Source organism: Microbacterium sp. ACRRU (assembly GCF_022346945.1).
In the GTDB taxonomy this organism is placed as follows: Bacteria; Actinomycetota; Actinomycetes; order Actinomycetales; family Microbacteriaceae; genus Microbacterium; species Microbacterium mcarthurae.
The window spans coordinates 286,778-306,117 of the sequence record NZ_JAKRNI010000001.1 but is presented as its reverse complement, the minus strand read 5'-3'; the positions used below and the strand labels follow the sequence as shown (position 1 = coordinate 306,117).

The window sequence follows — 19,340 nt, the reverse complement described above, 5'->3', positions numbered from 1 at the left end:
CCTCAGCTTACGGGGGCCGGTTCCGGCGCGGTGCGGGCACGGTCGCCGACGCGCTGTCCCACCACCGCCGAGACACCGTCCTGGCGCATCGACACGCCGTAGAGCGCGTCGGCGATCTCCATCGTCCGCTTCTGGTGCGTGATGACGATGAGCTGGCTGCTCTCGCGCAGCTTCTCGAACACCCCGAGGAGCCGGCCCAGGTTGGCGTCGTCGAGAGCGGCCTCGACCTCGTCGAGGATGTAGAACGGACTCGGCCGTGCCGTGAAGATCGCCGTGAGGAAGGCGACGGCCGCGAGCGAGCGCTCTCCGCCCGAGAGCAACGACAGCCGCTCGATCTTCTTGCCGACCGGGCGTACGGCCACCTCGATGCCCGTGGTGAGGGGGTTCTCGGGGTCGGTCAGCGCAATGCTGCCGGCACCACCGGGGAACAGGATCGGGAAGATCTCACCGAACGCCGTGCGGGTGTCCTCGAAGGCGGCGACGAAGATCGTCTGCATGCGCTCGTCGAGTTCCGCGATGATCGTCTGCAGATCAGCCCGCGTCTGCTGGAGATCGGCGAGCTGCTCGGTCAGGAAGGCGTGCCGTTGTTCGAGCGCGGCGAACTCCTCCAGCGCGAGCGGGTTCACGCGCCCGAGCTGAGCGAGTTTGCGCTCCGCCTCCTGCAGGCGGCGCTTCTGCGCTGAACGGTCGAACGGCTCGGAGCCCTCGCCGTCCGCGCGGGGAACGTCCTGGTCGGGACCATACTCGGAGACGAGGATGTCTTCGTCCAGCGACAGCTCGGACTGCACGCGTTCGAGCAGGCTCGTGACGTGGAGCTTCTTCTCGTGCATCTGCAGCTCGAGTCCGTGGACGCTCTCGGTGAGACGAGCAAGTCGATCGCGCACCGCCGCTTCCTCGGCGCGGGCCTTGCTCAGATCAGCGGTGACGGCCGAACGGGCCGTCTCTGCCGCGGCGAGCTCGACCCGCGCCTGGCTGACCGACCTGTCGACCGAATCCAGCAGCGCGGGCAGCGCCGCGGCGACATCGGCCGCGACTTCGCGCTGCGCCCGCCGGATGACGGCTCGGCGCGCAGCGGCGGCCGCCGCGGCACGCTCACGCTCGCGCTGCTGCTCCAGCTGAACGATGCGGACCTCACCGGCACGCACGCGCTCGCGGAGCGTCTCGATGTCGAGGCGCGCGCGCATCTCCCTCTCGCGCGCGGTCTCGAGGTCGGCGAGCATCCCCTCCCTCGCTGACGCATCCAACATCGGACGGGGCGCCTCTCGCGCGCGGGCGAGGGCCTCGTCGGCCACGCGTGCGGTCTCTTCGGCGTCGGCGACCGCCGCCTGCGCCTGAACAAGACCCGCCGCGAGACGCTCGCACTCGGCGACGGCCGCCTCGTGCCGAACGGTCACGCGATTGAGCTTCTCCGCGTGCGCGGCCAGCGCGGCGTCGTGCGCGCGCAGTGTCGCGAGGGTCTCCTTCGTGCGCGCACGGGCAGCGGTGAGCTTCCCCTGAGCTTCCGAGAGGGCCTCCCGCAGGGAATCTGCGACCCCCGAGATCTCCGACAGCCTTTCCGCCGCTGCGTCGCGCTCGGCCGCCAGCTCGAGACGCGAACGCCCCGACCCCGAGCCGGCCCGCAGCGTGCGCGCGGTGAGGACCGCTCCGTCGCGCGTGACGACGGCCGTTCCCGGCTGAGCCGACGCGAGGACCGGGCGCAGTGCCTCGGCCGACGACATGTCGTCGACGATGACGACGCCCGACAGGATTCCCCGCACCCCGGGCGGGGCTGTGACGACGTCGACCGCACGCACTCCCCCGTCGATCGCGGCGGCGCCGTCGGCATCGGGGGCATCGGCGATCGCGATCTCGACGACGCCGAGTTCGCCGTCGCGGGCCGCGTGGGCGGCAGCGAACGCCGCCGCGCCGTCTTCCACGAGAAGCCCCTCGGCGAGTGACCCCAGCGCCGCGGCGATCGCCGCCTCATACCCGGACGTGACCTTGACGGCATCGCCGACCAGACCCCGGATGCCATCGGTCCCACTCGCGACGAGGTCCGCCGCCGCGTTGCGCACGTCGAGCGCGCGCCCGAGCGCGGCTGTCTGCGCCGTCAACGCGTCGCGTTCACGCTCGGCGGCGTGGAGGCGGTCCCGCAGCTGCGCGACCTCTGTCTCGGTGTCGTTGGTCTCACGCTGAGCGCGCTCGTAGGCCGCAGCGTGCTCGGCCGTGGACTCCTCCGGGGTGACGTCGGGGTCGAGCGCCGCGCGGGCCTCCTCCGCTTCGGCGCGTCGTTCGAGCGCCGCGTCGAGCGCCCGCTGCTGCCGTTCGACCGCGGCGCGCACCGCCGCGAGGCCGGAGGCCGCGGCGTCAGCCGATCCCTGCAGCGCCGTGAGCTTCATGTCATGCTCCGACACGAGCGCGCTCTGCGCCGCGATGTCGGCGTCGAGAGCGTCCAGCTCCGCCCGTGCCCGCGCGACGCCGCGGGCCTCCTCCGACGCGGCATCCTGCGCATCACCCAGGCCCGCCGCGATCTCGTCGATCTCGGTGCGCAGGTCGTCGATCATGGCCTGGGTCACCGTCGGTGCCACCGTCGACGCGTCACCCTCATCGTCGGCGAGCAGGGTGAGGCGCTGACCGGCGAGCGTGTACAGGCCCCGCAACCGTTCCTGCACCTGCTCGAGCGAGAAGGCCACCCGTCGAGCCCGGTCCACCGCCTCCGACCGCTGTTCCTCCTCGAGGCGTTCGACCTTCCGCCGGATGCCGTCCGCCTGATCCTGCAGCATGAGGCGCTCGGTGTGTCGCTCGCTCTCGGCGGCGGCGGCGTCTCGCAGCTCATGCCGGAGTCGCACGAGTTCGTCGGCGAAGAGACGGGCCTTGGCGTCTCGGACGATCGCGGCGATCGTCGCCGCTTCCCGGGCGATCTCCGCCTGCTTGCCGAGCGGCTTCAACTGACGACGCAGCTCACCCGCGAGGTCGCTCAGCCGCGTGAGGTTGGTTTCCATCGCCTCGAGCTTGCGGACCGTCTTCTCTTTGCGACGACGGTGCTTGAGGATTCCCGCGGCCTCCTCGATGAAGCCACGGCGCTCCTCCGCCGACGCTTGCAGCACGCTGTCCAGGCGCCCCTGCCCGATGATCACGTGCATCTCGCGTCCGAGACCGGAGTCGCTGAGCAACTCCTGCACGTCCAGGAGCCGGCACGTCTGTCCGTTGATCGCGTACTCGCTGGCACCGGTGCGGAACAGGGTGCGGCTGATCGTCACCTCGCTGTACTCGATGGGCAGCGCGCCGTCGGAGTTGTCGATGGTGAGCTGCACCTCGGCGCGACCGAGCGGACCGCGCGTGGAGGTTCCCGCGAAGATGACGTCCTCCATCTTGCCGCCGCGGAGGGTCTTCGCGCCCTGCTCCCCCATGACCCAGGCCAGCGCGTCGACGACGTTGGACTTGCCCGACCCGTTCGGGCCGACGATGCATGTGACCCCGGGTTCCAGCGCGAACGTCGTCGACTGCGCGAAGGACTTGAAGCCCTTCAGCGTGACGCTCTTCAGGTGCATACGGATGCGCCTTCCCGACAGGTGGAATTCCGCTTCACGCTACCCGACGACCCGCGGAATCCCGCGGTGGCTGGCCGATTGGTCGCGCGTTCGACGCGCCCGGATGTCACCCGTTTCTGGATCTTCGCTTGACATTCGCTGAACGACACCGCTAGCGTCGGGGGTCGCAACCGACGTCGAAAGGAGGTCACACCATGATTCGCAACACCACCGGCTTCATCGCCACCCCCGTGCTGTCTGCACCCCTGCGTGGAGTGACCACCGCCGTCGGCATGCCAGCGCGTCGCGCGTGACCTTGCCGCGTTGAGACTTCGCGTCTCCGCACCCGCACCGTCATCTGATCATCGGATGCCGTGCTCCCGGGCTTCTTAAGCCCTCTTCGCCCGTCCCGGCCACGCCGGACTCGGCCTCTTCCTCGCCTCTCTCCACCGGAGCCTCCGCATGAACACTTCGCTCACGCGCGCGCCGCAGCACACGGCATCCGCGTTCTCTGTCCCCGTCGTCGAGCCCTCGGCCGAGCGCCGCCTCGGCCCCCTCGACCGCCTGTCCCTTCGCCTCGGCGTCTGGCTGCTGGTGCGCGCCGCCGCCCGCGCCGATGAAGCGGCCCGCCGCGCCGCACGGTCCGCCGAGACCGCGCACCTGGCGCGCCACAATGCCCTCGAACGTCAGCAGCGCGAGGCCGACTGGCAGCGGCTCGCGATGCACGCGCACCGACCCTTCTGATCGGGTGGGGCCACCCCCGGCCCCACCCCTTCTCCCCTCCGACGAAAGAACCGACATGATCACCCTCCCGGCCGGCCTCGAGCTGCGCCCCCTCCGCATACCCGCCTCCATCGACGACGCCGACGCCGCCGACTTCCGCGAGATGACCCGCGTACGCAACATCGTCTACGCGGAGATCGCCGGACACGACGACCACGCCATGCCCGCCGACGAGCTCCTTCCCGCATACCGGCCGACCGCTTCGCAGATCCGCCTTCTGTGGTTGGCCGTCGTGGACGGCGAGGTGGTGGGGCGCGTCGGCCTCGACCTCCCCCAGGAGGAGGGCGCACGCACGGCCTTCTGGCTCATCGAACTGCGCCGCAACGTGTGGGGGCGCGGCATCGGCCGTGCCGCCCACGACCTCATCGAGCGCACCGCGCGGGAACACGGTCGCACCGTCCTGCAGTCGTGGGCGGAGCACCCCGCCGTCGCCGGTCCGCAGCTGGACGCGCCGACGGGCTTCGGCCACATTCCCCTCGACCACGCGGCCCGGTTCTTCCTGGCATCCGGATATCGGCTCGAGCAGATCGTCCGTCAGAGCTACCTCGACCTGACCGGCGCCGAGCCCCATCTGCGCCGCCTTCTCGCCGAGGCGGAGGAGGCGGCCGCGGGATACCGCGTCATCCAGTGGATCCTCCCCACTCCCCCGGAGTTCGTCGAGGCCTACGCCGCGATGAAGTCACGGATGGTCACCGACGCACCATCGGCGGGTCTCGACTACGACGAGGAGCAGTGGGACGCCAACCGCGTGCTCGAGTGGGAACGGACGTACACCGATGCCGAACGTCACGTCCTCGTGACCGTGGCGCAGCACGTCGACACGGGCGAGCTCGCGGCGTTCAACGAACTGGCCATCGGCAAGGACCCGACGACCGTGACCAGCCAGGAGGACACCCTGGTCGTCGCTGCCCACCGCGGCCACCGCCTGGGCATGCTCGTCAAGTGCGCCGGGCTGCTCGCGTGGCGCGAGGCGGTCCCGGAGTCGCCGCGCGTCATGACGTACAACGCCGAGGAGAACCGGCCCATGCTGTCGATCAACGAGGCGATCGGCTTCGTGCCGACGTCGTACGAGGGGGCGTGGCAGAAGACGCTCGCGTGATCCGACGCCGTACGCACTTCGCCGAAACCGCATCCCGCCGACATCTGTCCCGCTTCCCGCGGCGGATTCGTCGGCGGGATGCGGTCTCACGCCCGAACGGCCGAGCAGCGAAACCGGTCAGCGCATGCGCTGGCAGCGCGGGCAGAAGTGGCTCGAACGGTTCATGAACGACACCCGCACGATCGGCCGGCCGCAGCGCGGACACGGCTGACCGGTGCGGCCGTACGCGTTCAGAGAGTGCGCGAAGTACCCCGCCTGCCCATTGACGTTGACGTACTGCGCGTCGAAGCTCGTCCCACCCTCGGCGAGAGCCTTCTCGAGCACCGCCCGGATCTCGGCCAGCAGGCGGTTCACCGAGCGGGTCGGAAGATTGGATGCCGCGGTCTCGGGGTGAATGCGCGCGGCCCACAGCGACTCATCGGCGTAGATGTTGCCGATGCCGCTGGCCACGGTCTGATCCAACAGCACGCGCTTGATGCCCGACGATGTCCGCGCCAACCGCGCCCGGAATCGCGCGTCGTCGAAAGCCGGATCGAGCGGGTCACGGGCGATATGGGCCACCTGCGTCGGCACGCGCGACAGCGGCGAGCCACGACCGGCGGGCGCGGCATCCGGCGTGTCGATGAGCCGATCGAGAGCGAGCGACCCGAACGTGCGCTGGTCGGCGAAGACGAGGGAGAGATCTCCGTGAACCGGGTTCTCCAGCTCGACACGGATACGTTCGTGCCGTTCCTCGGGCGCACCGGGAACGCGCAGAAGCATCTGACCGCTCATCCCCAGGTGGGCGACGATCGCCTCGTCGTCTCCGACCGGCATCCACAGGAACTTGCCGCGCCGCACCGCGGCAGAGATCCGCCGACCGGTGAGCTCCGCCTCGAAGTGCTCCGCCGTGCCCGTGTGTCGCGTCAGCGCTCGGGCGTCGCGCACGTCGACCGAGACGATGAGGGCGCCGCTGACCGCCGGCTCGAGGCCGGCGCGGACCACCTCGACCTCGGGGAGTTCAGGCACGCGCGCTCAACTCGCGCCATGCCGTGAGCGCCGCAGCCATCTCGGCGTGCTTCTTGCTCGACCCCAGCCCCTGGGCCGTGACGTCGCCGACGACGACCGTCGCGGTGAAACGCCGATCGTGGTCCGGACCGGCCGCCGCCACCGAGTACACGGGCGCCGGGAGCGCGAGGCGCGCCGCGATCTCCTGAAGGCTGGTCTTCGGATCCATCGCCGCGCCGTAACGGTCCGGATCCGCCAGCAGCGGCTCGACCAGGCGCAGCACCAGACCGGTCGCGGCGTCAGGACCCGCAGACAGGTACGTCGCCCCGATCACCGCCTCCATCGTGTCGGCGAGGATCGAGTCCTTGTCACGGCCGCCCGTGAGGATCTCCCCGCGCCCGAGGCGCACATGATCGCCGAGCCCGATGGCCCGCGCGACCTCCGCGAGGGCCACGGTCGACACGACGCTCGCGCGTCGCTTGGCGAGGCTCCCCTCGTCGAGCTCCGGATGCCGGGTGTACAAACGCACCGTCACCGCTTGGCCGAGGACCGAGTCGCCGAGGAACTCGAGGCGCTCGTTGTGCGGAATGCCGCCGTTCTCGTAAGCGAACGAGCGATGGGTCAGCGCAAGAGAAAGAAGCTCGGGGTCGATGTCGACCCCGAGCTTCTCGATGAGCGCAGCGTTACGCGTCACCGGACGTTGATCAGACGTCGGCGACCTTGCGGCCCTTGTACTCGAGGAAGAGCTCGGTGCCCTGCGAGTCGGTGACGACCTTCGCCTGGTGGGGGCGGCTGTAGACGACCTTGCCGTTCTCGATGGTCTTGACCAGCGCGGGGGCTTCGGCCTTCCACTGCGCGCGACGCGAGCGGGTGTTGGAGCGGGAGACCTTCCGCTTCGGGGGGTTACCTGCCATGGCTAGCTCTTCTCTGTCTTGGGGGCGGCGCGGAGCGCATCGCCGTCGTCTGGGGTGTACTGCTGGAGCGCGGCCCACCGAGGATCGACAGGCGTCTGCTCCGTGTCACCGGCGCTCTCCGTCAGCTTCTCACCCGTGACCGGGTCGAGCCCGAGGCAATCCGGCTGACACACCGGCTGGAACGGAAGCGAGAGGACAATGGCATCCCGGACCAGATTTTCAAGATCCACGTGGTCGTCTTGAACTTCGAAGTCGTTCGCTTCGTCCCCAGGATACGCGAAAAGTTCCTGGAACTCGACTTCGACAGGCTCGGTGATGTCGGTGAGGCAACGGCCGCACACTCCCGTCGCCGTGGTGTCGACGGTTCCCGACGCGAGAATGCCTTCGTGCACCGACTCCAGGCGCACGTCGATCTCGAGCGGTTCCGCGGCGGCGACGGACACGAGGCCCTCGCCCCACTTCTCCGGAGCGGGGATGTCGAGCTCGTGCTCGCGCATCTCGCCCGGCTTGCGCTCGATATCGCGCACGGGGAGCTGGAAGGGGCCGGGGCGGTGGGTTCTCACGGTCGTCCATGCTACCCGCGCGGCCCTGAACGGGGGCCGTGCGGAACGAGGGCTCAGAGCCCGCGCGCGCCGGTGTCGAGGAACCGAGCAACCGGGCCCGGCACGTAGGGCGAGACGTCGCCGCCGAGCGCGGCGACCTGACGCACGAGCGAGCTGGAGACAAGCGCGTGCGAAGGGTCGGGCAGGAGGAACACCGTCTCGACGTGCGCGAGGTCGCGGTTCACGATCGCCATGGGAGTCTCGTAAGCGACGTCGACCTGGGACCGGATGCCCTTGACGAGAACCTGTGCCCCCACGTCGGTGGCGTAATCGACGAGCAGGCCCATGCTCCACGCCGCGACGATGACGTCGCCCTCGATGCCCTCCTCCTGGATCGACTGCTCGAGGAGAGCCTGACGCTGGGCGATGGGCAGCATCGCCTCTTTGCCGGGATTGTGGACGACCAGCACGTGCAACTGATCGAACAGACCGGCGGCCCGGCGGATCACGTCGAGGTGCCCCCGCGTCGGAGGGTCGAAGGAACCGGGTACGACGGCGATCCGCGGACTCATATCGCCAGCCTACCGATCAGGACTTGGCGAGGGCCGCGCGCTCCTCGACGCCCACCCGACGCTCGAGAGCGGCGGCCAGACCCGGATGCCGGACGAGCGCGGGGTCGTCGGCGAGCACCGCCTCGGCGGCGGCGCGCGCCTGCACGATGAGGTCGGCGTCGGTGACCACCCGCAGGAGCCGCAAGGAGGACCGGACCCCCGACTGAGCCCCGCCGAGTACGTCGCCTTCGCCGCGCAGCTCGAGGTCGACCTCGGCGAGCTCGAAACCGTCGAGCGTCCGGGCCACAGCCTCCACCCGCGACCGCGACGACGTGCCGGGCGCCGCCTCGGTCACGAGCAGACACAGGCCGGGCAGGCCACCGCGACCCACGCGCCCTCGCAGCTGGTGCAGCTGCGAGACGCCGAAGCGGTCGGCCTCGAGGATCACCATGGTCGACGCGTTCGGCACGTCGACACCGACCTCGATGACGGTCGTGGCCACCAGGACGTCGATGTCGCCGCGCGCGAACGCCTGCATCACGGCATCCTTCTCGTCGGCGTGCATCTTGCCGTGGAGGATCTCGACCCGGATATCGGCGAAAGCGGGCAGAGTGCCGAGCAGGGCCTGCACCTGCACGACGCCCCAGCGCGTGCGTGTGTCGGCGGAATCCGCTGCGGGTTCGTCACCGACCTCGTCGCTCGTGAGCTTCTCGGCGTCGATCGCCGCGCAGACCACGAAGGCCTGGCGCGACTGCGCGACCTCTTCGGCCACCCGGTCCCACACCCGCGCGAACCACCCGGGCTTTTCGGCCAGCGGTGCCACGAAAGTCTGGATGCCGGCGCGCCCCGCGGGCATCGTGCGAATCGTGGAGACGTCCAGGTCGCCGAACACCGTCATCGCGACGGTGCGAGGAATGGGCGTCGCGGTCAGAACGAGCGTGTGCGGCGAGTCGCCCTTCGCACGGAGCGCCTCGCGCTGATCGACGCCGAAGCGGTGCTGCTCGTCGACGACGACGAATCCCAGATCGGCGAAGGTGGTCGTGGAACTCAGCAGGGCGTGCGTTCCGACGACGATCCTCGCCTGACCGGATGCCACGCGCAGCGCGGCGCGACGGCGTTCCGCAGCCGGGAGCTGCCCGGTGAGCAACGTGGGCATGAGTTCGGGCGCGAGCTGCGGGCCGAGCATCTTCGCGATCGAGCGCACGTGCTGTGCCGCCAGGACCTCGGTGGGGGCGATGAGGGCGGACTGTCCCCCGGACTCGGCGACCTGCAGCATGGCGCGCAGGGCGACGAGGGTCTTGCCCGAACCGACTTCGCCCTGAACGAGACGGTTCATGGGCCAGTCGCCCACGAGGTCGCCGGCGATGCGTGCCCCCACGCTCTGCTGATCGGGCGTCAGCTCGAACGGCAGCGCCGCGTCGAAGCGCTCGAGAAGGCCCCCCGGCGCTGCGGGTCGTCGAGTCGCCGACAGTGCGCGCACGAACTGCCGCTGTTGCAGCAACGCCGTCTGCAGCACGAACGCCTCTTGCATGCGCAGGGTCGCGACGGCGGGGGGAATCTCGTCGTCGTGGTACGGACGGTGGATGTGCTCGAGCGCGGTCCGTGCGCTCACGAGACCGTGCCGCGCGCGGAGATCGTCGGGCAGCGGGTCATCGACGCTGCCCAGAGCATCGAGGACGAGGGCGATCGTCTTCTGCACGAGGGGACTCGGCACGGAACTGGTCGCCGGGTAGATCGGGATGGGCCGCTTGGCGTTCACCTCGGCCTCGGCGCGCGCCTCTTCGAGATCGTCGAAGAGCGAGTAGTCGGGGTGGGTGAGCTGCGTCTGACGCCGGTACTCGCCCACCTTGCCCGAGAAGATGCCCCGGCGCCCGGGCATGAGGTCTTTCAGACGCCACGACTGGTTGAAGAACGTCAGCGACAGGCGACCGTCACCGTCGCTGATGATCACCTCGAGCAGCGAGCCGCGCCGGTTCTGCATGCGCCGCTCCGTGGCGCTGACCACCTCGGCCACGATCGTGACGGGCTCGCCCAGGGGTAGCGACGCGATGGGCGTCAGCTCGCCGCGCCGGGCGTATCGGCGCGGGTAGTGCTCGAGCAGTTCGCCGACGGTCTTCATGCCGAAGGCGCGCTCGAAGGCGGCAGCCGTCTTGCCGCCCACGGCGCCGTCGAGGCGCGACGACAGCGAGAGACCGGGCATGCACCGAGTCTAGGCATCCCCCCGGACACACGGTTTGTAGGGTGAGGAGGTGACTCGCATCATCTCCGGCCGCGCGGGCGGCACGGTCCTCGACGTCCCGGCCAAGGGCACGCGGCCCACCAGCGACCGCGTGCGCGAGTCGCTGTTCGGCGCGCTGGAGTCGGCCGACCTCATCGCCGGCGCGCGCGTGCTCGACCTGTACGCGGGGTCCGGCGCGCTCGGCCTCGAGAGCCTCAGCCGGGGCGCCGACACCGCCGACCTCGTCGAACTGTCCGCGCCGGCCGCCGCCCTCATCCGGAAGAACGCCGACCGCCTGCGGTCTGCGGGTGTGGGAGGAGTGGCGCGCGTGCATCGCGCGAACGCGTCGACCTACGTCGAGGCGGCAACCGCGGAGTGGGACCTCGTGTTCCTCGACCCGCCCTACGACGCCACCGATGACGAGATCGCTCGGGTCCTCACGAGCCTCGCTCCGCGCTTGAGCCCGGACGCCGCGGTGGTCGTCGAGCGCGCCAAACGATCTCATGCCCCCGACTGGGCGGCCGCCGGCCTCGAGCCCGAGCGCGATCGCACCTACGGCGACACGACGCTCTGGTGGGGCCGACCGTCCCGCTGACCACCGTCCTGCCGCGCGCGAGTCGCCAAGTTTTGTCGCTTGCCGCGCGCGGCAGGCGACAAAACCTGGCGACTCGCGCCCTAGGGGGACGTCAGCCGCGGCCGGCGTCCCAGTCGCGATAGGGATCCCAGCCTGCGTGGCCGGTCCAGGGCCGACCGTCGACCGTGACCGCGACCTCGCCCCGCGGGTGCACGGTCCCGACACGCCGCCCGGGGGCGACGACGCCCTCGGGGAACGTCGCGAGGAAGCCGTGGTCCTCTCCCCCGCCCAGCGCGAGCGCGACGTCCTCGCCCAGCGCCCCCGCGTCGAACGCGATCGTCACCATCGACGCGTCCGCGAGGCGCGTGGCATCCAGCGCGAGACCGTCGGAGACGTCCATCATCGCCGTCGCACCGGCGTCCGCCGCCCGCAGCGCGTCGGCGATCGGAGGGCGGGGGCGCAACTGTCGATCGAGCGCGTAAGAGTCTGCGGGGTCGAGGGCCGCCCGACCCTCCGGGGTCACCGCCACCGGTGAGCCCGCGGCATCCGTGAATCGCGTGAACAGCAGATCCAGGCCCCGAGCCGCCACACCGAGCTCCCCGATGACGTGGACCGCATCCCCGGGCCGCGCCCCGGAGCGGCGCACGGGCGCGCGACCTTCCAGGCTGCCCAGGGCCGTGACGGCGATCGTCAGGGTGTCGGAGGCGGTCAGGTCACCGCCCTCGACGGCGCAGCCCGGCGCGAGTTCGGCGCACGCCTGCGCGAGCCCGTCGGCGAGACCGCGCACGAACGCGATCGGGGTCTCGTCGGGCATGGCCAGCGCCACGAGCAGCGCGATGGGTCGGGCACCCATCGCCGCGACGTCGGCGAGGTTGACCGCCGCGGCCTTGTACCCCAGGTCGACCGCGGACGACCACGCGAGCCGGAAGTCCGGACCGTGCACGAGCGTGTCGGTGGTGGCGACGACCCTGCCATCGGGCACCGCCAGCACCGCGGCGTCGTCGCCAGGCCCGACGGGCGCGGTCGAGGCGGGAAGACGGTCCAGGATGCCGCGCAGCACCTGTCCCTCGGACAGGTCTCCCACGGTCGGCTCGGCGTCGGTCACTCCCCCACGCTATTAGCCTGGAGGGGTGTCCCGCTCCCGTCGTTTCTTCGCGCTGCTCGCTGTACTCGCCCTGCTTCCGGGGCTCGCCGCGTGCAGCACGACCGTGGCGATGCAGCCCGCGGAAGGCGCGAACGATCCCGCGTGCGCGCAGGTCATCTCCCGCCTGCCGCAGAGCATCTCCGGTCAGGAGCGTCGGTGGACCGACGCACAGGCCACGGGCGCGTGGGGCACCCCCGCGAGCATCCTGCTGACGTGCGGGCTCGAGGCTCCCGGCCCGTCGACGCTGCCCTGCCGTCCCTTCGACGGCGTCGACTGGCTCGTCGACGAGTCGCAGGCCGCCGAGAACCGTTACACGCTGACGACGTTCGGCCGCGAGCCCGCCGTCCAGGTCTACCTCGACTACGCCGAGGCGAGTAGCGCCGACGTCGCGCAGGCCCTGGCGCCCCTCATCCGCGACTATCTCCCGGCCACGGGACAGGTGTGCACGTCGCCCGCCGACGCGAGCCCCGCGCCGACCCCCTGACCGCGGTCCGCGACCCTAGACGCGGTCGAGCGCGGCGTCGAGCAGGTCGCTGATGAGCTCGGGATACGACAGCCCGGACGCGATCCAGCACGTCGGGAACATCGAGATCGGGGTGAAGCCGGGCATGGTGTTGACCTCGTTCACGTAGAACTCGGTGCCCGTGTAGAAGAAGTCGACGCGCGCGAGCCCTTCGCCTCCCAGCGCCTCGAAGGCGTGCGCCGCGATGCGCTGCATCTCGGACAGCTCGCCCTCGCGGAGGTCGGCGGGGCACACCAGGTCGACGCCCGGCGCGTCGAGGTACTTGGCCTCGAAGTCGTAGAACTCGCGCCCGGTGACGACGATCTCACCGGCGACGCTGACGCGCACAGGTCCGCCGTTGCGGCCCGGCAGCACACCGCACTCCAGCTCGCGACCGACGATCGCCTGCTCGACGAGGGCGAGACGGTCTTCGGCGAACGCCGTCTCGAGGGCGGCGTCCAGGTCTTCCCAGCGCGAGACCTTCGTCACGCCGACGCTCGACCCGGCCTCATTGGGCTTGACGAACACGGGCAGGTCGAGCGCGCGGATTCGCCGCTCCCACAGCTCGCGGTCACACTCGAGATCGGCGCGGGTCACGGCCACCCACGGCACCACCGGCACTCCCGCCGAGCGCAGCACCCTCTTGGTGACGTTCTTGTTCATCCCGATCGCCGACATCAGCACGCCGCCGCCCGCGTACGGGATGCCGAGGAGCTCGAGGAGCCCCTGCACCGTCCCGTCCTCACCGAAGCGCCCGTGCAGGATCGGGAGCACGACGTCGACCTCGCCGAGCGACCGCTCCCCCTCAGCATCCGTCACCGTCCACTCGCGGGATAGGACGGAGTCCGGCAGCCGCACCCGCGTGCCGTTGTCGACGACCTCGGGGAGCTTCTCGGGGCGGAGAGCGAACTTGTCGGGGTCGTCGGCCTCCAGGACGAAAGCGCCGTCACGGGTGATGCCGACGGGGATCACCCGGAAACGGTCACGGTCGATCGCCCGCAGCACCCCGCCCGCCGTGGCGGAACTGATCGAATGCTCGCTGGAGCGCCCGCCGAAGAGCACCACCACCGCCGGTCTGGTCATTCTGCGTCCTCTCGCCCTGCGGCTGGTCGTCGTCGGTCGTGAGATGGGGCGCGATGTCGCGCGGATCCATGGTGCCGTCCAGCACCATCTTCACCTGGCGCACGATCGGCATGTCGACGCCGACCTCCCGCGCCAGCTGGAGGACGGGCGCGACGGATGCCAAGCCCTCCGCCGTCTGCTGCATCTGCTTGACCACGTCCTGGTAGCCGAAGCCCTGACCGAGCAGGCGCCCGGCCGTGTTGTTGCGGCTCAACGGCGACTGGCACGTGGCGATGAGATCACCGAGGCCGGCCAGGCCCTGCAGCGTCTCGGGCTGCGCGCCCTGCGCGACGGCGAAGTCGGTCATCTCGACGAGGCCGCGCGTGATGATGGACGCCTTCGTGTTCTCTCCGTAGCCGACGCCGTCGACGATGCCGATCGCCACCGCGATGAGGTTCTTCAGCACGCCGCCGAACTCGGTTCCGATCACGTCGGTGTTGACGAACGACCGGAAGTAGCGGTTGCGTGCGCGCCGGGCGACCGCTTCGGCCGTCTCGGGACTCAGCGAGCTGATCACGGCGGCCGTGGGCTGTTCGCGCGCGATCTCGAGGGCCAGGTTGGGACCGGATGCCACCGCGATGCGCGACGGATCGCACAGCAGCACCTGCTCGATGACCTGGCTCATGCGCAGGCCCGTCGACTTCTCGACGCCCTTCATGAGGGACACGATCGGAGCGCCGGTGTTCTCGACGAGCGGCTTGACGTCGGCGAGGTTCTCGCGCAACGCCTGGCTGGGGATGGAGAGGTACACCTGCTCCGCGCCGTCGAGAGCCTCGGCGAGACTCGTCGTCGCGGTCATCGTGCGAGGCAGGTTGATGCCCGAGAGGTACCGACTGTTGCGCTTGGACTCGGTGATCTCGGCGGCCAGCTCCGGCCGGCGAGCCCACATGACGACCGATGCGCCACCGTCGGCGAGGATCTTGCCGAACGTCGTGCCCCAGCTGCCGGCACCGACGACGGCGACCTTGGGTGCGGGGGCCTCGTGCTTACGACTCAAGGCGGCCCGTCTCGTTCTGCCCGTGTTGCGCGGGGTTCCAGCGCTCGGCGGGGGCCGACAGGCCCCGCAGGCCCGACAGCATCTCGGCGAGGCGCGCCATCAGTTCATCGGTCGCGCGCGTCAGGGTCGCGGGTTGCGTTGCCGTCGCCGTGTGCGCCGAGAGATCGAGAGCCGGACCGAACTCGACGATCACCTTCGAACGACGCGGGAAGCGCAGCTTCCCGTAGCGCGGCAGGATCTGCTGCACGCCCCATTGGGCCATGGGAATGAGCGGCAGGTTGCCGCCGAGGGCGAGTCGCACGGCGCCGGTCTTGCCGCGCATCGGCCAGAGGTCCGGGTCGCGCGTGAGGGTGCCCTCGGGGTAGACGATGACCCCGCGACCGTCGCGGGCGATGTCCTGCGCCGCCGTGATCGACTGGGTGGCGCTCGTCGAGGTGCGCGGCACGGGGACCATGCCGGTGGCACGCAGCGCCGCCCCGAGCACGGGAACCTTGAACAGGCTCTCCTTCGCCATGAAGCGCGGCGCGCGCCCGGCCCGCCACACGGCCACCGCGACGACGAGCGGGTCGAACTCGGAGTTGTGATTGGGCGCCAGCACGTAGGCCCCCTCGCGAGGAAGGTTCTCGACGCCCCGCAGCTCGATGCGGGCGAACACGCCGACCAGCGGCACCACGACCGCCGCGAGGGGCCAGAAGGCGCTCGGCCGGCTCTTCTCGGGAGAGGCGGCCACCGCTCAGCCCACGACGTCGAAGTCGGCGTCGAGAGCGGTGAGCTTCTCGAGGAACTTCTCGTACCCGCGGCGGATGATGCCGATGTTGCGCACCGTCGACTCGCCCTCGGCCGCCAGAGCCGCGATCACGTAGCTGTAGCCACCGCGCAGGTCGGGCACCTCGACGTCCGCGCCGTGCAGCGGCGTGGGACCGTTGATGACAGCCGCCTGCTCGAGGTCGCGACGCGGCACTCGGCGATCGGGGCTCGCGATGCCCTTGGGGTGCACGACGATGTCGGCCCCCATCTTGTTCAGGGCTTGCGTGAATCCGAGGCGGTTCTCGTAGACCGTCTCGTGCACGACCGAGGTGCCCGGTGCCTGGGTGAGCGCCACGATGAGGGGCTGCTGCCAGTCGGTCATGAATCCGGGGTGCACGTCGGTCTCGACCATGACGGGCTTGAGCGCATCCCCACGGCGGAAGAGGATGCCGTCCTCACGGACGTCGAACCATCCCCCGGCCTTGCGGAACACGTTGAGGAAGGTCAGCATGTCCTGCTGCCGGGCGCCCTTGGCGAAGATCTCGCCATCGGTGGCCAGCGCCGCGCACGCCCACGAGGCGGCCTCGTTGCGGTCGAAGATCGCGCGGTGGTCGTAGCCGACCAGACGGTCGACGCCTTCGATGAAGATCACGCGGTTGGGCTCGTACGAGATGATCGCGCCCATCTTCTGAAGGACGGCGATGAGATCCATGATCTCGGGCTCGATCGCGGCGTTGCGCAGCTCGGTGACGCCCTTCGCGCGCACGGCCGTCAGCAGCACCTGCTCGGTCGCCCCGACGCTCGGGTAGGGCAGCGTGATGTTCGCCCCGTGCAGACCGTTGGGCGCCGTGATGCGGATGCCCTCGTAGCTCTTGTCGACGACGGCGCCGAAGGCGCGCAGCGCATCCATGTGGAAGTTGATCGGGCGGTCGCCGATGCGGCATCCGCCCAGGTCGGGGATGAGCGCTTCACCGAGAAGGTGCAGGAGCGGCCCGCAGAAGAGGATCGGGATGCGCGAAGCGCCGGCGTGCGCGTCGATCTCCTCGAAGTGCGCCGCGACCGCGCCGGACGGGTCGAGGTGGAGGGTGCCCTCCTCCTCGCCCTCGGTGACGGTGACGCCGTGCACCTCGAGGAGGGACCGCACGACCTTGACGTCGCTGATGCTGGGGACGTCGCGCAGCGTGCTGGTGGTCTCGCCGAGGAGGGCCGCCACCATCGCCTTGGTGACGAGGTTCTTCGCCCCCTTGACCTCGACCGTTCCGCGCAACGGGCGTCCGCCGCGGATCGACAGCGTCTCGGCCGCCTCCCAGTCCGGCTGTCCGGGGAATCGGTCTCCGGAATCGGTGACGAGTGTGCTCATAGGGGGGTGGACCTCACTTCGTGGACGAGGGGCGGCGGAGCGGCCCGATCGGGCCGGCCGGGCTTAGCGGACCGGGAGGGTCCGCGGCCGCCATGCCTCGCGGCGCGCCTCGAACTGCGCGATCTTGTCTTCGTCGCGCAGAGTGAGCCCGATGTCGTCGAGCCCTTCGAGAAGCCGCCACCTAGTGTAATCGTCGATCTCGAACGAAACCCGGAGGTCGCCGAGCGTCGCCGTCTTGGCATCCAGGTCAACCGTCATCGCGACCCCGGGATTACTTTCGACCGCGGCCCAGATGCGCTCGACGTCGTCCTCGGTGATGACGCCCGTCACCAGGCCCTGCTTGCCCGAGTTGCCGCGGAAGATGTCGGCGAACTTCGGGCTCAGGACGACCTTGAACCCGTAATCCCGCAGCGCCCAGACGGCGTGCTCACGGCTGGAGCCGGTACCGAAGTCCGGGCCGGCGACGAGGATCGACGCGGCGCGGAAGGCCTCTTGGTTCAGGACGAAGTCGGGGTCCTGACGCCAGTTGGCGAAGAGCGCATCCTCGAACCCGGTCTTGGTCACGCGCTTGAGGTAGACGGCGGGGATGATCTGGTCGGTATCGACCGCCGACCGCTTCAGCGGGGCGACGACGCCGGTGTGCGTGGTGAACTTCTCCATGTCAGGCCTCCGCCCCGGTCGCGACGGTCTCGGCGGGCAGCGGATCGAGGTCCGCGGGGCTGGACAGCGTCCCTCGGACCGCGGTCGCGGCGGCCACCAACGGAGAGACGAGGTGCGTTCGCCCGCCCTTGCCCTGCCGGCCCTCGAAGTTGCGGTTCGACGTCGAGGCGCACCGCTCCCCCGGCGCCAGCTGGTCGGGGTTCATCCCGAGGCACATCGAGCACCCCGCGAAACGCCACTCCGCGCCGAACTCGGTGAACACCTTGTCCAGCCCCTCGGCCTCGGCCTCGAGTCGGACGCGCGCGGACCCGGGCACGACCATGACGCGGACGTTCTCGGCCTTCGAACGACCGCGGATGACGGAGGCGAAAGCGCGAAGGTCTTCGATGCGGCTGTTGGTGCACGATCCCATGAAGACGGCATCCACCGGGATGTCCTTCATCGGCGTCCCCGGCCGCAGGTCCATGTACTCCAGAGCCCGCTCGGCGGCGGCACGCTCGTTCGCGTCGCTGATCTCGGACGGGGTCGGCACGACGTCGGAGAGCGAAACGCCCTGACCCGGGTTGGTGCCCCACGTGACGAAAGGTTCGAGCTCGTCGGCATCCAGGAACACTTCCGCGTCGTACACGGCGCCTTCGTCGCTGGGCAGCGTCCGCCAGTAGGCGACGGCGTCGTCCCAGTCCTGCCCCTGGGGCGCGTGCGGGCGGCCCTTCAGGTACTCGAACGTGGTGTTATCGGGCGCGACCATGCCCGCGCGGGCACCGGCCTCGATCGACATGTTGCACATCGTCATCCGGCCCTCCATCGAGAGGGATCGGATGGCGCTGCCGCGGTACTCGAGCACATAGCCCTGACCGCCGTTCGTGCCGATCTTGGCGATGACGGCCAGGATGATGTCTTTCGCGGTCACGCCGGGCTTCAACTCGCCCTCAACGGTGATCGCCATCGTCTTGAAGGGCTTGAGCGGCAGCGTCTGCGTTGCCAGGACGTGCTCGACCTCGCTGGTGCCGATGCCGAAGGCCATCGCGCCGAAAGCGCCGTGCGTGGAGGTGTGGGAGTCGCCGCAGACCACCGTGATGCCGGGCATCGTGAGACCGAGCTGAGGACCGACGACGTGCACGATCCCCTGCTCCTTGTCACCAAGCGAGTGGATGCGGACGCCGAACTCCTCGGCGTTGCGGCGCAACGTCTCGATCTGCGTGCGGCTGGTGAGATCGGCGATCGGCTTGTCGATGTCGAGCGTCGGGGTGTTGTGGTCCTCCGTCGCAATGGTGAGGTCGAGACGGCGGACGGGACGCCCCTCGGCACGCAGGCCGTCGAACGCCTGCGGGCTCGTGACCTCGTGCACCAGGTGGAGGTCGATGTAGATGAGGTCGGGCTGACCGTCTTCGCCCTTGACCACCAGGTGGTCGTCCCAGACCTTCTCGGCCAGGGTGCGGGGACGATCCGGAACGTGGATGCCGTCCATCGATGTCGTGCTCATGAGACTTGCGTTTCTCCTCGGATGGGATGTGAGGCCCGCGACGAACTCCGCGACGAGAAAGGCCTAGAACAAGGTCTCGTCGCGGCCGCTAAGGAGGAGGCCGACGATCCGCACGTCGCCACGATACCACCGGGCCGCCGACACCCTC

General features: G+C 70.3%; 18 protein-coding genes. 4 read left to right on the top strand and 14 right to left on the bottom strand.

Translation table 11 applies throughout. From position 1 onward, the window contains the following. Window positions 1–2: 2 nt before the first annotated feature. On the bottom strand, window positions 3–3,530 hold the full coding sequence (gene smc, locus MHY30_RS01455) for a chromosome segregation protein SMC (RefSeq protein WP_239274731.1): 3,528 nt from the start codon (window positions 3,528–3,530) through the stop codon (window positions 3–5). Window positions 3,531–3,971: 441 nt separating this feature from the next. Here smc and MHY30_RS01450 point away from each other — a divergent pair, with 441 nt between their 5' ends. Then, on the top strand, window positions 3,972–4,253 hold the full coding sequence (locus MHY30_RS01450) for a hypothetical protein (RefSeq protein WP_239274730.1): 282 nt from the start codon (window positions 3,972–3,974) through the stop codon (window positions 4,251–4,253). A gap of 55 nt (window positions 4,254–4,308) precedes the next feature. Then, the gene (locus MHY30_RS01445; protein ID WP_239274729.1) at window positions 4,309–5,391 is read left to right on the top strand and encodes a GNAT family N-acetyltransferase; all 1,083 of its coding nucleotides are present in this window, start codon (window positions 4,309–4,311) and stop codon (window positions 5,389–5,391) included. A gap of 117 nt (window positions 5,392–5,508) precedes the next feature. Here MHY30_RS01445 and mutM read toward each other — a convergent pair whose 3' ends face one another. The 6 genes from mutM to MHY30_RS01415 all read right to left on the bottom strand — a co-directional run bounded on the left by mutM (window position 5,509) and on the right by MHY30_RS01415 (window position 10,585). Then, window positions 5,509–6,399 (bottom strand): bifunctional DNA-formamidopyrimidine glycosylase/DNA-(apurinic or apyrimidinic site) lyase, encoded by an 891-nt coding sequence (gene mutM / locus MHY30_RS01440; RefSeq protein ID WP_239274728.1) that lies wholly within the window; start codon window positions 6,397–6,399, stop codon window positions 5,509–5,511. Next, a complete protein-coding gene (gene rnc / locus MHY30_RS01435) occupies window positions 6,392–7,072 on the bottom strand; it encodes a ribonuclease III (RefSeq protein ID WP_239274727.1) in 681 nt (226 codons plus the stop codon). The genes mutM and rnc overlap by 8 nt, the downstream gene beginning before the upstream one ends. A 10-nt stretch (window positions 7,073–7,082) precedes the next feature. Next, window positions 7,083–7,292 (bottom strand): 50S ribosomal protein L32, encoded by a 210-nt coding sequence (gene rpmF, locus MHY30_RS01430; protein ID WP_013586329.1) that lies wholly within the window; start codon window positions 7,290–7,292, stop codon window positions 7,083–7,085. A 2-nt stretch (window positions 7,293–7,294) separates the two neighbouring features. Further along, on the bottom strand, window positions 7,295–7,789 hold the full coding sequence (locus tag MHY30_RS01425; protein WP_239274764.1) for a DUF177 domain-containing protein: 495 nt from the start codon (window positions 7,787–7,789) through the stop codon (window positions 7,295–7,297). Between the two features lie 119 nt (window positions 7,790–7,908). After that, entirely contained in the window at window positions 7,909–8,406 is a 498-nt protein-coding gene (gene coaD / locus MHY30_RS01420; protein ID WP_239274726.1) for a pantetheine-phosphate adenylyltransferase, read from the bottom strand. A gap of 16 nt (window positions 8,407–8,422) precedes the next feature. Further along, the gene (locus MHY30_RS01415; RefSeq protein ID WP_239274725.1) at window positions 8,423–10,585 is read right to left on the bottom strand and encodes an ATP-dependent DNA helicase RecG; all 2,163 of its coding nucleotides are present in this window, start codon (window positions 10,583–10,585) and stop codon (window positions 8,423–8,425) included. 49 nt (window positions 10,586–10,634) lie between these two features. Here MHY30_RS01415 and rsmD point away from each other — a divergent pair, with 49 nt between their 5' ends. After that, the gene (rsmD, locus tag MHY30_RS01410) at window positions 10,635–11,198 is read left to right on the top strand and encodes a 16S rRNA (guanine(966)-N(2))-methyltransferase RsmD (protein WP_239274724.1); all 564 of its coding nucleotides are present in this window, start codon (window positions 10,635–10,637) and stop codon (window positions 11,196–11,198) included. 91 nt (window positions 11,199–11,289) lie between these two features. On the opposite strand, the gene thiL is transcribed toward rsmD, so the two are convergent. Then, the gene (gene thiL, locus MHY30_RS01405) at window positions 11,290–12,282 is read right to left on the bottom strand and encodes a thiamine-phosphate kinase (RefSeq protein ID WP_239274723.1); all 993 of its coding nucleotides are present in this window, start codon (window positions 12,280–12,282) and stop codon (window positions 11,290–11,292) included. A gap of 25 nt (window positions 12,283–12,307) precedes the next feature. Here thiL and MHY30_RS01400 point away from each other — a divergent pair, with 25 nt between their 5' ends. After that, window positions 12,308–12,805: a DUF3515 family protein gene (locus MHY30_RS01400; protein ID WP_239274722.1), complete on the top strand. Its 498-nt coding sequence runs from the start codon at window positions 12,308–12,310 to the stop codon at window positions 12,803–12,805. A gap of 15 nt (window positions 12,806–12,820) precedes the next feature. On the opposite strand, the gene MHY30_RS01395 is transcribed toward MHY30_RS01400, so the two are convergent. The 6 genes from MHY30_RS01395 to leuC all read right to left on the bottom strand — a co-directional run bounded on the left by MHY30_RS01395 (window position 12,821) and on the right by leuC (window position 19,192). Then, complete coding sequence (locus tag MHY30_RS01395) at window positions 12,821–13,906, bottom strand: D-alanine--D-alanine ligase family protein (protein WP_239274721.1); 1,086 nt, start codon at window positions 13,904–13,906, stop codon at window positions 12,821–12,823. Further along, a complete protein-coding gene (locus tag MHY30_RS01390; protein ID WP_239274720.1) occupies window positions 13,806–14,942 on the bottom strand; it encodes an NAD(P)H-dependent glycerol-3-phosphate dehydrogenase in 1,137 nt (378 codons plus the stop codon). The genes MHY30_RS01395 and MHY30_RS01390 overlap by 101 nt, the downstream gene beginning before the upstream one ends. Beyond that, window positions 14,932–15,672: a 1-acyl-sn-glycerol-3-phosphate acyltransferase gene (locus MHY30_RS01385; protein WP_239274719.1), complete on the bottom strand. Its 741-nt coding sequence runs from the start codon at window positions 15,670–15,672 to the stop codon at window positions 14,932–14,934. The genes MHY30_RS01390 and MHY30_RS01385 overlap by 11 nt, the downstream gene beginning before the upstream one ends. A gap of 3 nt (window positions 15,673–15,675) precedes the next feature. Beyond that, a complete protein-coding gene (gene murA / locus MHY30_RS01380) occupies window positions 15,676–17,049 on the bottom strand; it encodes a UDP-N-acetylglucosamine 1-carboxyvinyltransferase (protein WP_239274718.1) in 1,374 nt (457 codons plus the stop codon). A 63-nt stretch (window positions 17,050–17,112) separates the two neighbouring features. Then, on the bottom strand, window positions 17,113–17,709 hold the full coding sequence (gene leuD / locus MHY30_RS01375) for a 3-isopropylmalate dehydratase small subunit (protein WP_239274717.1): 597 nt from the start codon (window positions 17,707–17,709) through the stop codon (window positions 17,113–17,115). Window position 17,710: 1 nt separating this feature from the next. Further along, on the bottom strand, window positions 17,711–19,192 hold the full coding sequence (leuC, locus tag MHY30_RS01370; RefSeq protein ID WP_239274716.1) for a 3-isopropylmalate dehydratase large subunit: 1,482 nt from the start codon (window positions 19,190–19,192) through the stop codon (window positions 17,711–17,713). Window positions 19,193–19,340 lie beyond the last annotated feature (148 nt).